The sequence below is a fragment of the Catenulispora pinistramenti genome (genome assembly GCF_018274385.1).
In the GTDB taxonomy this organism is placed as follows: domain Bacteria; phylum Actinomycetota; class Actinomycetes; order Streptomycetales; family Catenulisporaceae; genus Catenulispora; species Catenulispora pinistramenti.
This window is the reverse complement of the sequence record NZ_JAAFYZ010000071.1, coordinates 1-12,754: the sequence shown is the minus strand read 5'-3', so window position 1 is coordinate 12,754 and position 12,754 is coordinate 1. Positions and strand designations below refer to the sequence as shown.

Annotated in this window: 11 protein-coding genes; 9 read left to right on the top strand and 2 right to left on the bottom strand. The window is 70.4% G+C overall.

Annotation, left to right across the window (positions count from 1 at the left end):
• Positions 1–13: 13 nt before the first annotated feature.
• The 3 genes from KGQ19_RS21245 to KGQ19_RS21235 all read left to right on the top strand — a co-directional run bounded on the left by KGQ19_RS21245 (position 14) and on the right by KGQ19_RS21235 (position 2,342).
• Positions 14–1,141, top strand: coding sequence for an LLM class flavin-dependent oxidoreductase (locus KGQ19_RS21245; RefSeq protein WP_212010950.1), 1,128 nt, complete (start codon positions 14–16; stop codon positions 1,139–1,141).
• Positions 1,142–1,282: 141 nt separating this feature from the next.
• Positions 1,283–1,789, top strand: coding sequence for a flavin reductase family protein (locus tag KGQ19_RS21240; RefSeq protein WP_307856468.1), 507 nt, complete (start codon positions 1,283–1,285; stop codon positions 1,787–1,789).
• Between the two features lie 4 nt (positions 1,790–1,793).
• Positions 1,794–2,342, top strand: a complete 549-nt coding sequence (locus tag KGQ19_RS21235; RefSeq protein WP_307856467.1) for a MarR family winged helix-turn-helix transcriptional regulator — start codon at positions 1,794–1,796, stop codon at positions 2,340–2,342.
• A gap of 72 nt (positions 2,343–2,414) precedes the next feature.
• Here the strand turns inward: KGQ19_RS21235 and KGQ19_RS21230 are convergent, their stop codons facing one another.
• Positions 2,415–3,002 (bottom strand): TetR/AcrR family transcriptional regulator, encoded by a 588-nt coding sequence (locus tag KGQ19_RS21230; RefSeq protein WP_212010949.1) that lies wholly within the window; start codon positions 3,000–3,002, stop codon positions 2,415–2,417.
• Positions 3,003–3,072: 70 nt separating this feature from the next.
• On the opposite strand from KGQ19_RS21230, the gene KGQ19_RS21225 reads away from it, so the two are divergent.
• From KGQ19_RS21225 to KGQ19_RS21210, 4 genes are all read left to right on the top strand, one after another.
• Complete coding sequence (locus tag KGQ19_RS21225; RefSeq protein WP_307856466.1) at positions 3,073–4,230, top strand: MFS transporter; 1,158 nt, start codon at positions 3,073–3,075, stop codon at positions 4,228–4,230.
• Positions 4,231–4,429: 199 nt separating this feature from the next.
• The gene (locus KGQ19_RS21220) at positions 4,430–5,626 is read left to right on the top strand and encodes a ricin-type beta-trefoil lectin domain protein (RefSeq protein WP_212010948.1); all 1,197 of its coding nucleotides are present in this window, start codon (positions 4,430–4,432) and stop codon (positions 5,624–5,626) included.
• Between the two features lie 67 nt (positions 5,627–5,693).
• Entirely contained in the window at positions 5,694–6,833 is a 1,140-nt protein-coding gene (locus KGQ19_RS21215; RefSeq protein ID WP_212010947.1) for a glycoside hydrolase family 19 protein, read from the top strand.
• 220 nt (positions 6,834–7,053) lie between these two features.
• Positions 7,054–8,958: an arabinofuranosidase catalytic domain-containing protein gene (locus tag KGQ19_RS21210; protein ID WP_212010946.1), complete on the top strand. Its 1,905-nt coding sequence runs from the start codon at positions 7,054–7,056 to the stop codon at positions 8,956–8,958.
• A gap of 140 nt (positions 8,959–9,098) precedes the next feature.
• Here the strand turns inward: KGQ19_RS21210 and KGQ19_RS21205 are convergent, their stop codons facing one another.
• Positions 9,099–9,917 (bottom strand): MerR family transcriptional regulator, encoded by an 819-nt coding sequence (locus KGQ19_RS21205; RefSeq protein WP_212010945.1) that lies wholly within the window; start codon positions 9,915–9,917, stop codon positions 9,099–9,101.
• Positions 9,918–10,108: 191 nt separating this feature from the next.
• Here KGQ19_RS21205 and KGQ19_RS21200 point away from each other — a divergent pair, with 191 nt between their 5' ends.
• Entirely contained in the window at positions 10,109–11,137 is a 1,029-nt protein-coding gene (locus tag KGQ19_RS21200; protein WP_212010944.1) for an ornithine cyclodeaminase family protein, read from the top strand.
• A 1-nt stretch (position 11,138) separates the two neighbouring features.
• Positions 11,139–12,707, top strand: a complete 1,569-nt coding sequence (locus KGQ19_RS21195; RefSeq protein WP_212010943.1) for an aromatic amino acid lyase — start codon at positions 11,139–11,141, stop codon at positions 12,705–12,707.
• Positions 12,708–12,754 lie beyond the last annotated feature (47 nt).

Sequence of the window (12,754 nt, the reverse complement as noted above, 5' to 3'; positions counted from 1 at the left end):
AAGGAAGCCCACGATGACTCTCCGCTTCGGCGCGTTCATCCCGCCGTTCCACTCTCTGAAGGAGGACCCGACCAGCAACTTCTGGCGGGATCTGGACCTGGTCCAGTGGCTCGATGAGCTCGGCCTGGACGAGGTGTGGATCGGCGAGCACCACTCCGGCGGCTGGTCCACCGTCAGCTCGCCGGAGGTGTTCCTGGCCGCCGCCGCCGAGCGCACCAAGCGCATCAAGCTCGGCACCGGCGTCGTCAGCCTGCCCTACCACCACCCGCTGACCGCGGCCAACCGGGTCGTGCAGCTGGACCACCAGAGCCGGGGCCGGGTGATGTTCGGCATGGGCGCCGGGGTCTCGCCGGCCGACGCGCACATGATGGGCATCGCGGCCGGCGACCAGCGCCGGATGATGTCCGAATCGTTGGAAGCGCTGGTGCATCTGCTGCACTCCGAGGAACCGCTCACCATGAAGACCGACTGGTTCGAGCTGAACGAGGCGCGCCTGCACCTGCGGCCGTATCAGAAGCCTTGTTTCGACATGATGGTCGCCAGCGCGGGCTCGGAGCGCGGCATGCGGCTGGCCGGCCGGCACGGTCTCAACTCCCTGACGTTCGCCGGCCGCCCCGGCATGGAGGAGCCGCCGCTGGCCAAGCTCTGGCAGGCGGCCGAGGAGGAGGCCGCCGCGCACGGCAAGACCGTGGACCGGGACAAGTGGCGGGTCGCGATCTGCGTGCACGTCGCCGATACCCGCGCCGAGGCGCTCGCCCAGGTCCAGGACGGCATGGCCAACTGGTTCCGGGAGTACGTCCGGGACACCATCGGCGCCGAGGCCAAGCTGCCGGAGGGCCGCGAGGCCGAGGTGGCCGTCGAGACCCGCACCGCGATCATCGGCTCGGTGGACGACGCGGTCGAGGCGATCGGCCGGATGCTGGAGGACAGCGGCGGCTTCGGCACCCTGTTGGTCAACACTCAGGACTGGGCCACCCGCGAGCAGACCAAGCACAGCTATGAGCTGCTGGCCCGCTACGTCGCCCCGAACTTCAACGGCGCGCTGGACAGCCGGCGGGCTTCGCAGCGCTGGGTGTCCGAGAACCGCGGGGACTTCGCGGCGCAGTCGCGCGAGGCCGCGCGCAGTGCGGGGAAGAGCTGAGCACCTGGGCTTGAGCCTGAGCTCGCGGGCGTGCCGCGCCCGCGAGCGTCCTGATCCTGATTCCGGATCCTGACTCCGAGTCCGGATTCGGACTCGGATCCTGATCCCGATCGAGCACCATCACCGTAGAAAGGGCCGGTCGTGAGCACGTCTGTCGACAGCGGTCTGTCCGCCGTGGATCCCGTCGTCTTCCGTGAGGCGATGTCCCGGCTGGCGGCGCCGCTCGCCATCATCACCACCCGGGGCCCGGACGGGCGCCCCTGGGGGTTCACCGCGAGTTCGGTGGCCTCGATGTCGCTGGACCCGCCGCTGGTCGTGGTCGGGGTGGCACACACCTCCAGCTGCTACGGCGCGCTGGCCAAGGCCGAGGGGTTCGCCGTCAACCTGCTGGGCGACCAGCACCGGGAGCTGGCCCGCCGGTTCGCCGAGCACGGCGCCGACCGGTTCGCCGGGCGGGAGTTCGAGGCCTGTCCGGTGACCGAGCTGCCGTGCCTGTCCGACGCCAACGCGGTCTTCAAGTGCCGCACCGCCGAGCGGATCACGATCGGCGACCACGACCTGCTGGTCGGGGAACTGATCGCGGTCCGGCTGGACTCCGTCACCCGGCCGCTGCTGTGGTATCGGCGGGACTTCCACGTCCCCGGCTGACCCGGTGCGGGGATCGATCGGGTCGGACGCGGCGGTACCGCGGGGCTCGGATCTGCCGCTGCTGTTGCTGCGGGGATTCCGGGCCCTGGTCGACGATGCGCAGGTCGGGCTCGCCGAGCCCGCGGAGCTTGCCGAGCCGGCGGAGCTTGCCGAGGCGGCGAATACCGTGGTCGCGGCCACTGAACCGGACCCGCGGCCGCTGCACGGCATGGTCCTCGACGCCATCGGGGAGGGCACCACGGCCGCCGAACTCGGCCGTCGGTTCGGCATGTCCAAGCAGGCCGCGGCCAAGACCGTCGCAACCCTCGAACACGCGGGCTACGTGGAGCGGGTGCCCGACCCGGCCGACGCCCGCGCCAAGCTCGTCCGGATCACGCCCCTGGGCCGCCGTGCGCTGTGGCGGACCGCCCAGACCATGGCCCGGCACCGGCGGATGTGGGTAGAACGCCTCGGCGCGGAGTTGGTCGACGGTATGGAGGAGGCGTTGCGCACGATGACTGCCGAGGGATGGGGCCGAGGCCGAGGACACGGCAGCCGGGAGAGCGCTGGATGAGGCTGTCACCATCGGGGAACACACAGCCACGCGCCGGTCGCCGGCTCTGAGCTGCTTCCGATTCCCTTCGGGTCAGCTCGCCGGTGTCGCCGCCCGCAGGAGCGCCGCTGCCGCTTTCCGCGCGTCCGCGCCGGCGTCGGTCGTCCCCTCGATGGTGACGACGACGCTGGCGCCCTCGATCAGCAGCAGCAACTGCCTGGCCAGCGTCTCGGGATCGGCCACGGCGAGGCCCGCGAGCAGGTCTTCGAGCAGGTCGAGGTAGCGGTGCAGGTGGGCGCGCGCGATCGCGGCGACCTCCGGATCGGCGCGGGTGTCGGTGACGCCGTTGACGATCGCGCAGCCGTGGTAGCCGGGCTGGGCGAACCACTCGGTGAGGACGTCGAAGACCGCCAGCACGCGGTCCGGCCCGGACGCCGCCGCCAGTGCGGTCTTGCGCGCCAGCCAGGCGTGGATGCGGTCGCTGTGCTCGGTGAGCATGGCCCGGACCAGCTCCGCCTTGGACGGGAAGTACCGGTACAGGCTCAGCTTCGAGGCGCCCGCCGCCGCGGCGATCTCGTTGACGCCGACCGCGTGCACGCCGCGTTCGTAGAACAGCGACGTCGCGGTGTCCAGGATCCGCGCGCGGGTGGCGGACGGGTTGGGCAGCACTCCTTGGGCCACGGTCGGACCTCCTTCCCGCTCTACGATACCGACTTGTACTGTCACAGTACCGATCGGTACTGTCAGTCGGGTGGCACCGACACGACGACTCTGGCTGGCAGTGCTGAGCGGTTATCTCGCGCTCGGCGCGACGCTACAGGAACTACCGCCCTTCCTCTCCGCGAAGTTCCACGTCGGACCGGCGATGATCGGCCTGGTCGTCGGCGCCGCGTTCGCCGCCGCCGCCGCGGGCCGCCCCTTCGCCGGCCGCTGGGGCGACGCCGGCCGCTCGCGCGCCGTGGTCGTCGTCGGCGGCCTGCTGGCAGCGGTGGCCGGCGTCGGAACCCTGTTCGCTCCGGACATCGCAGTGCTCTTGCTCTGCCGGCTGGTGATGGGCGCTGGCGAGGCGGCGCTGTTCTCCGGCGCGCTCCCGTGGGTCCTCGCCGACACCCCGCCCGACCAGCGCGGCCGCGTCGCCGGCTGGTTCGGCCTGTCGATGTGGGGCGGGCTGACACTGGGCCCGGTGCTGGCCGCGGCCGTCGCCGGGGCGGCCGGCTCGACCGCGGTGTGGTGGACGGTCGCCGCGCTGCCGCTGCTGTCGGCGGTGCTGGTGGTGACGGCGCAGAAGCCGACTTTCGTGGCCGGCACTAAGAATCCGGGCCCGCTTCTACCTCCAGGCGTAACGCTGCCCGGGTCGATCATCGGCCTGGCCGCGTACGGCTACGGCACACTCGCGGCACTGCTGGTCCTGTCGCTGGGCCACTCGGCCGGCCGAGTCGTGGCGCTGCCGGTCTTCGCCTGCGCCTTCCTGGTGGTACGCGGCTTCGGCAGCCCGCTGGTCGACGGCCACGGCGGCGCGGCCGTGGCGCGCGTGACGCTGGTCGTCCAGGCCGCGGGTCTGGCCCTGCTGGCCGCGGCACCGGACCTCGCCGTGACCCTCGTCGGCGCCGCGATCACCGGAGCCGGACTCGGCCTCATCTACCCGGCGACCGCCGCGATGACCCTGCACCGCGCCCGGACCGAGTCCGGCGGCGCGGCGGTCGGGGCGATGACATCGTTCTGGGACATCGGCATCCTGATCGCCGGCCCGGTCGGCGGGTCGATCGCGGCGGGCATCGGCTACCACGCCGCCTTCGCCACCGCCGCTGTGGTCACGGTGGTCGCGCTGGTACTGGCGGTGCGGGCTTCGAGGGCTGTTTCGAGCGCGGCTTCGGCTGCCGGTGCAGGTGCTGCTGCGGTATCGCGGTAGCGCTGGAACGTCGGCAGCACATGCTCTCCATCGCGATGACTTTGGTCTAGACCCTTGACCCGCCCGGGCGTCGGGAGTTCAATCCTGACGTGAACTAAGTCGTGAATTAAAGGACTGTCACAGTCCACCTCTCGACTGCCACCCACCGCAGGTCTCCCGTGCGGTGCCGCCATGCCTCATTCGGTAAGGGGCTCCTCCCATGTTTCGAAGACTGTCGATCCGCTCTCGCGTCCCATCCATCTTCGTGGCGGTGTGCGTGGCGCTCGCCGTGCCCGCCATGACCGTCGGGTCCGCGCACGGCGCCGCGGCTCCCGCGGACGTCACCAACTGCCAGCCGCAGGGCTCCGTCAGCCTGGCCGGCGGCGAGTACACGTTGCAGAACAACGAGTGGAACTCCTCCGCTCCGCAGTGTGTGACGGCCACGTCCGGCACCGCGTGGACGGTGAGTACCGCGAACTTCAACCTCAGTGGTGGTGCTCCGGCCACATATCCCTCGATCTACAAGGGGTGCCATTGGGGTGCGTGCACCACCAACAGCGGGCTGCCGATCCAGGTCGGCAACCTGGGCAGCGCGACCTCGTCCTGGTCGACCACGCAGCCGGGCTCCGGCGCGTATGACGTCGCCTACGACCTGTGGACCAACTCCGCGCCCACCACCGGCGGCCAGCCGGACGACAGCGAGATCATGATCTGGATCAACAGCCGGGGCGGGGTGGGGCCGTTCGGGTCGAAGGTGGGCACCGTGTCCGCCAGCGGCCTGAACTGGGACGTCTACACCGGCCGCCAGACGTCCTGGAACATCGTGTCCTACGTCCTGCAGGGCGGCAGCACGTCGGTGACGAACCTGGATGTCAAGGCTCTGATCAATGACTCGGTGCAGCGCGGCGTCACCGGCGCGAACTCCTACTTGATCGACGCCGAGGCCGGGTTCGAGATCTGGCAGGGCGGTCAGGGGCTGGGCACGAACTCCTTCTCCTTCAACGCCACGCCGGGCTCCGGCGGGGGTGGCGGCGGTACCGGTCCGATCACAGGCATCGGTGGCAAGTGCGTGGACGTCGCGGGCGCGAACACCGCCAACGGCACGGCCGTCCAGCTCTACGACTGCAACGGCACCGGCGCGCAGCAGTGGACCGTCGGCACCGACGGCACGATCCGAGCGCTCGGCAAGTGCCTGGACGTCACCGGGGCCGGCACCGCGAACGGCACGCAGGTCCAGCTCTACGACTGCAACGGAACAGCCGCGCAGCAGTGGGCGGCGGGCGCGAACAACAGCCTGCGCAACGCGAACTCGGGACGCTGCCTGGACGCCACCGGCGCCAGCAGCGCCAACGGCACTCGGCTCCAGATCTGGGACTGCACCGGGTCCGGCAACCAGCAGTGGAACCTGCCCGGCTAGGAGGTACGGAGGCACCGGTTCGTCAGGGCTCATCATCGCTCACGTCAGGAAGGCAGGAAGTGACCGGATGAAACCGAACAAGAACTCGCTGATACCCAGGTTCAGACGCCGCGCGGTATCCGTCCTCGGGGCGCTCGCGCTCGTGGCCGGCATCGGAATCGGCACCGGACTCGGCGCCGCGGGCGTCGCGCACGCGGCCAGCGGCACCGGCCAGATCACCGGCTATCAGGGGCTGTGTCTGGACGATCGCGCTGCCAGTACCGCGCTGTCGAACCCGATCCAGGTTTACACGTGCAACGGCACCAACGCCCAGCAGTGGACGGTGGGATCCGGTAGCACGCTGCAGGTCCTCGGCATGTGCCTGGACGTGACCGGCGCCGGCACGGCTAACGGCACTCTGGTCGACCTGTACACCTGCAACGGCACCGGCGCACAGGTGTGGCAGCCGCAGTCGAACGGCGCGCTGCTGAACCCGAACTCCGGCAAGTGCCTGGACGACACCGGCTATGGCGGCTCGGGCACGCAGGTGCAGATCTGGGCTTGCGGCGGCACCGCCAACCAGTCCTGGACGCTGCCCGGCGGCGGGACCGGCGACGGCGGTTTCGTGGTGAGCGAGGCGCAGTTCGACCAGATGTTCCCGAACCGGAACGCCTTCTACACCTACAGCGGCCTGGTCTCCGCGCTCAGCGCCTACCCGGCGTTCGCCACCACCGGCAGCTCCACGACGCAGCGCCAGGAGGCGGCGGCGTTCCTGGCCAACGTGGACCACGAGACCGGCGGGCTGGTGTACATCCGTGAGATCGACCAGTCCGGCGACTACTGCGACACCAGTCAGTCCTACGGCTGCCCGGCCGGCACGTACTCCTACTACGGCCGCGGACCGTTGCAGCTGTCCTGGAACTTCAACTACCACGCGGCGGGCCAGGCCATCGGCCAGGACCTGCTGGACAACCCGGACCTGGTCGCCACCAACTCGGCGATCTCCTGGGAGACCGCGCTGTGGTACTGGTTCACCGGAACCGGGAACGGTTCGGTGACCTCGCACCAGGCGATGGTCGACGGGAACGGGTTCGGCGCCACCATCCGGGCCATCAACGACATCGAGTGCGACGGCGGCAACACCGGGGAGATGCAGGACCGGGTCAACGACTACGAGTCCTTCACCTCCATCCTCGGCGTCACCCCGGGCGGCAATCTGACCTGCTGACCGCCCGGATCGCCCGGCCCGGCTCCCCGGCGGCATACCCGTCGTCGAGGAGCCGGGCATTCGCCTGCCCGGCAAGGCCAAGCGGCCAAGCGGCTAGCGGGGTTATGCAGGAGATCCACCGAAACACCTCCGCCAGATTCCGCGCCGAGTCTTGACTTATGTCAATAGTCGGATGAACGTGTCCGGTGTGTCATAGGCCTGACGTCTTCCGGAGGTATCTGTGCTGGCCAAGATCAGAGTCTCGCCGCGTCTGCGGCTGCTGCTCGGCTTCCTGCTCGCGCTGGCGCTCACGGTGCCGGTGCTCGCCGCGACCACGACGAGGGCCACGGCGGCGACGCAGGGGCCGTGCGACATCTACGCGTCCGGCAACACACCGTGCCAGGCCGCGTACAGCACCACCCGGGCGATGTTCGGCTCGTATGACGGCCCGCTCTACCAGGTCCAGCGCGCCTCCGATAACAGCACCCTGAACATCGGCCTGGAGTCCGCGGGCGGGGTGGCGAACTCGGCGCCGCAGGTGTCGTTCTGCTCCGGCACCACCTGCACCATCACCCAGCTCTACGACCAGAGCGCCAACGCCAACAACCTGCCGGTCTCGCCCGGCAAGTCGTGTTCCGGCTGCTCCGGCGGGCTCGGCGGTCCCGGCCCGAACGGCGCGGACATCGGCGCGAACGCGATGGCGCTGCCCGTGACGGTCGGCGGCCAGCCGGCGTACGGCGTGCTCGTCAACGACGTCGGCACCGGCTACCGCGACAACGCCGCGAAGAACGTGCCCACCGGCGCGCAGCCCGAGGGCGAGTACATGCTGACCTCGTCCAACCTGACCAGCGGCAGCTGCTGCTTCGACTTCGGCTCGGCCGAGACCAACGACAGCGACGACGGCAACGGCACGATGAACGCGATCTACTACGGCACCGCGTGCTGGACCGGCGGCTGCACCGGGAGCGGCCCGTGGGTCGGCGGCGACCTGGAGAACGGCATGTACTTCAGCGGCAGCGGCCCCAACCCCTCGGGCATCCCCAGCGAGACCGGATCGTTCGTGACCGCCTGGGAGAAGAACAACGGCACCACGAACTTCACGCTGAAATACGGCAGCGGGCAATCCGGCGGGTTGACGCAGGCGTATTCGGGGGCATTGCCGAGTCCGGGATACAACCCGATGAAAGTGCAGAACTCGATCGAACTGGGCACCGGCGGGGACAACAGCGATCTGGGCAAGGGCGAGTTCTTCGAAGGCGCCGTCACCTCCGGCTTCCCCTCCGACGCGACCGAGAACGCGGTGCAGGCGAACGTCACCGCCGCCGGCTACGCGAACAACAACACCACGTTCAGCACCAGCGCCTCCGTGGTCAGCCTGAAGGCGCACGCGAACGGCAAGTACGTCGACGCGGCCAACAACACCACGGCGCTGATCGCGGACTCCGCCTCGATCGCCAAGCCCGAGGAGTTCGAGCTGGTCACCGGCACCGACGGCACCGTGAACCTGATGGCGTTGTCCGACAACAGCTGGGTGACCGCCGACAACGACGGCGCCGCACCGCTGATCGCCAACCGCGGCGGGGTCGGCAACTGGGAGGTGTTCGGGCTGATCCACAACGCGGACGGGAGTGTCAGCCTTCGTTCTTACACGAATCAGAACATTGTCACGGCCGACAACGCCGGTGCCTCGCCGCTGATCGCCGACCGCACCTCGATCGGGCCGTGGGAGGAGTTCGACCTGGTCCGGGACACCGTCCCGGTCAGCCTCCGGGCCAACGCGAACAACGACTACGTCACGGCCGACAACGCCGGCGCCGCACCGCTGATCGCGAACCGCACCTCGGTCGGACCGTGGGAGACGTTCGACCTGATCCCGAACAGCGACGGCAGCGTCAGCCTGCGGGCCCACGCGAACAGCGACATCGTGACGGCGGACAACGCCGGTGCCTCGCCGCTGATCGCCAACCGCACCTCGATCGGGCCGTGGGAGGAGTTCGACCTCGTCGCCAACGGCATCGGCAGCGTCAGTCTGCGGTCGCATGCGAACAACGACTACGTGACGGCGCCGAACGGCGGCTCGTCACCGCTGATCGCCGGCTCGACGTCGATCGGCCAGGCGGAGCAGTTCGGGCTGAGCTTCGACTGACGGCGGACAGCCGACGGTTGACGGCTGAGGGACGAGGACAGACATACGGCCGGGTCCACCGTGCACGCACGATGGACCCGGCCGCCGAACTCAGTCCCCTGACGCATGGACCGCCCCAGGAATCACCGAGCCCGCGCGCCTCACCCGCGCAAACCCACCGCCAACTCATAGACCGCGTCCATGGCTTCGGCCGTCGCCGGGTCGCGCAGGAAGATCTGGCGGGGCAGCCAGTCAGCCTCCTCCTCATTGTCGGTCAGCCACTGGTGCAGCGACTCGAAACCGACCGCGGTCATCATGTTCGCCTTGGGGACGCTGATGTACGCCTCGCGCCCCGCCTCCTCGCTGACCGTCGCCATGTCGGGGTAGCGGCGGGTCAGGTCGGCTTCGGCGGCGGCGTTGATCGGGCAGCAGAACTCGATCGGGCCGTCGCTGTCGTTGCTGATCTCGCCGTGGTAACGCAGGAACGGCCGGCCCGCCTCGCCTTCGGGGCGGTCGATGGTCGGGCCGCTGAAGAGTGCGAACAGGGGAGTGGCGAAGGCGCCGATCTGGTCCGGCGTCAGGTGTTCGGTGATGGTCAGCAGGGTCCGGGCCGGGAGGGCGCGGACGTTGACGTCGTACATGGTGATTGCCTTTCCTGTCAGGTGGTTGATGAGGTAGTCGACCAGTTCCTGCTTGGCCTGCCAGGCCTGGCGCTGCTCGGTCCAGTAGGCGCCGACCTCTGCCGCCACCCCTTCGGGCGGCAGGTCGATGACCGTCCGGATGCGGGCCAGCGGCATGTCCAGCTGACGCAGCTGCGCGACTCGGCGGGCGCGTCCGAGCTGGCCCGGCGAGTACCAGCGGTAGCCGGAGGCCGGGTCGACGTGCGCCGGTGCGAGCAGACCCAGTTCGTCGTAGAGCCGCAGGGCCTTGGGCGAGAGCCGGGTCAGGTGCGCGAACGCGCTGATGCTGAGCAGGTCCATGGTCTTCTCCCTCGTTCCCGGGTGATCGCCCGGTGTCCCTGACTGTGGACTCGGCCCCTGGGTGAAGGTCAAGAAGCGGTTATGGTGGCATCCCGCCCTCGATCACCACCGAGCACCGCCGATCATCTCGATCATCTCGATCATCCCGATCATCCCGACCGACACCGCCGATCACCACCCCGGGACGTCCCATGCACCCCCATCCCCAGCAAGAAGGCATCTGGCTCAGGTTCCTGTCCGGTCCGGACGTGGAGGAACTGGGCATCGGGCAGGCGGAGATCATCGACGCCGTCGAACAGGTCGTGGCCGCCCACGGCCGCGGCGAGACCGTCTTCGAGCCGCGCACCCACCTGGTCCCGGACAACGGCGGCATCGGCCACTTCAACGTCCTGCGCGGCCACGTCGCCACCCTCGGGGAACACGGCGTCAGCGGGGTGAAGGTGGTCGGCGACTTCGTGCCCAACTTCCAGCTCGGCCTGCCCAGCGAGCTGGCCCTGCTCACCCTCTACGACCCCACCACCGGCGTGCCGCGGGCCATCATCGACGCCACCTTCATCACCGAGGCCCGCACCGGCGCCATGACCGCGGTCGGCGCGCGCCACCTGGCCCGGCCGGATGCCGGGATCCTCGGCCACGTCGGCGCGCGCGGCACCGCGTTCTCCAACGTCACGATGCTCGACGCGCTCTTCGAACTGGACGAGATACGGGTGACGAGCCGGCGTCCGGAGTCGCGGGAGGCGTTCGCCGACCAGCTGCGCGCGGCCACCGACACCCCGGTGCGCGTCGTCGACACCGCCGCCGAGGCCTTCGACGGCGCGGACATCCTCGTCGAGGCCACCCGGCTCACCGAACCCTCCCCGCTGCTGCACCCGGGGCTGGTCAAGCCGGGCGCGTTCGTCGTGCCGTACGGCACGATCAGCGCGGTCTCGGAGGACCTGCTCGACGTCATGGACAAGGTCGTCGTGGACGACTGGCGCGAGGCGCGGTCCGGCCGGTTCGGCGCGCTGCGCCATCACGTGGACACCGGCAAGCTGTCTTCGGAGACGTTGTACGCCGAACTGGGAGCCGTGGTGTCAGGACAGAAGCCCGGCCGGGAGAAGCCGCAGGAGCGCATCTTGCTGTGGCACCGCGGGCTGTCCATCCTCGATGTCGCGGTCGGCCACCTGATCCTGGAACGGGCCGAGCGCGGCGAGGTCGGCACGATGCTGCGGTATCGGTGAGATGAGCGCGCGACGACCTGCACCGCGCCGCATCGCCATCGAGACCGCCGCCGATCTCGGAGCATCGGCGATCCTCCGGATCGCCCGCGCCGGCGACGTCCCGGAGCTGTCGGCCGCACTCACCGACCGCGTCGCGGCCCGCCGCGCCCGGGTTCTGCACGCCCTGGAATCCGGCACCCCGGTCTACGGCGTCAACACCGGGATGGGAGCGCTCAGCGAGCGCCGCCTCGACCAGTCCGAACAGGCCCGGCATCAGGAGGCGCTGATGCTCGCCCGGTCGGCCGGCGGCCCGCCGTGGCTGACGCGCGGGGAGACGCGGGCGGTCCTGGCGGTCCGGCTGCGCACGTTCCTCAACAACGACAGCGGTGTCAGCGCAGGCCTGTGCGAGCAGCTGGCCGCCATGCTCGAACACGACGTGCTGCCCGCCGTTCCCCGCAGCGGCCTGGGCAACTCCGGTGAGATCATCGCGCTGGCCCACCTCGCGGCACCGATCAGCGGCCGCGGCCTGGTCCTGTCCGGCGACGGTTCGGCGGCCGGCTCAGGGGCTCGCGAGCCTGCTGTTGATGCGGTCCCCGCTGAAGCGGTCCCCGCTGAAGCGGCACTGGACGCCGCCGGTCTCGCACCGCTGCGCTTGGGAGCCAAGGAGGGCGTCGCGCTCATCCAAGGCGTGCCGGTGACCACCGCTCTAGCGATCCTGCACGCCGAAGACGCCCGCACCCTGCTGCGTCAGTGCGTATCGCTCGTGGCGGCGGAGTTCGCCCTGACCGGAGCGGCGCGCGACGCGATCGATCCCGTCCTGGCCCGAGGTGACGAGGTACTACGGCAGGTGACCGCCGAGCTGTCCCGCCTGGCCGGAACTCCGGAAGCAGCGGCGCGCGCCCTGCAACCACCGGTGTCGTTCCGGGTCTCCGGACAGGTGCTGGCCCACCTGGAGCGGGCCGTGACGATGCTGGACGCGGCCGTGCAGCGGGCGTTGGAAGGCATCACCGACTCCCCGGCGTATGCGGAAGCGGACGACGGCGGCGGCGGCCGCTTCCTCGGTACCGCAGGCTTCCACGGCTACGACCTCGCGGCCCACCTGCACATCCTGACGGTGGCCGTGATCGGCGCGGCAGAACTCGGCGCGACCCGCCTGCACCGGCTGCTCGACCCCAAAACGAGCGGCCTGAACCCCCAGCTCTCACCCGACCCCGGCCCGCACACCGGGCTCTCCCCGGTCCACAAGCGCGCGGTCGGCGTGGTCCACGCGCTGCGCCGCCTCGCCGCGCCCTCGACCGTCGGCACGATCGAGACGTCGGCGGGGCAGGAGGACGTGCAGACCTTCTCCGTGGAGGCCGCAGAGGACTGCCGCCGGGCGCTCGACGGCCTGCGGGAGGTGCTGGCCTGCGAACTGCTGGCCGTGCACCAGGCCCACGCGCTGGGTGCCCGGTCGCCGCGCGGCGCGGACTGGCTGTCCGGAGCGCTGGCGGAGACGGCCGCCGTGCTGCCGTCCGGCACCGGCGACCGGTTCTTCGGCCAGGACGTCACGGTCTTGCTGGAACTGCTGGCGCGGGGCTGGCCGACGGCCTGAAGCCGGGGTCGAAAGGCCGGCTCGCGGCCGATGGCCCGCCCCCAAGC

Excerpts from the sequence above, each read along its gene's own strand:
- KGQ19_RS21195 (WP_212010943.1), top strand. The coding sequence starts at position 11,139 with ATGAGCGCGCGACGACCTGCACCGCGCCGCATCGCCATCGAGACCGCC.
- KGQ19_RS21200 (WP_212010944.1), top strand. The coding sequence starts at position 10,109 with ATGCACCCCCATCCCCAGCAAGAAGGCATCTGGCTCAGGTTCCTGTCC.
- KGQ19_RS21215 (WP_212010947.1), top strand. The coding sequence starts at position 5,694 with ATGAAACCGAACAAGAACTCGCTGATACCCAGGTTCAGACGCCGCGCG.
- KGQ19_RS21205 (WP_212010945.1), bottom strand. The coding sequence starts at position 9,917 with ATGGACCTGCTCAGCATCAGCGCGTTCGCGCACCTGACCCGGCTCTCG.
- KGQ19_RS21245 (WP_212010950.1), top strand. The coding sequence starts at position 14 with ATGACTCTCCGCTTCGGCGCGTTCATCCCGCCGTTCCACTCTCTGAAG.
- KGQ19_RS21220 (WP_212010948.1), top strand. The coding sequence starts at position 4,430 with ATGTTTCGAAGACTGTCGATCCGCTCTCGCGTCCCATCCATCTTCGTG.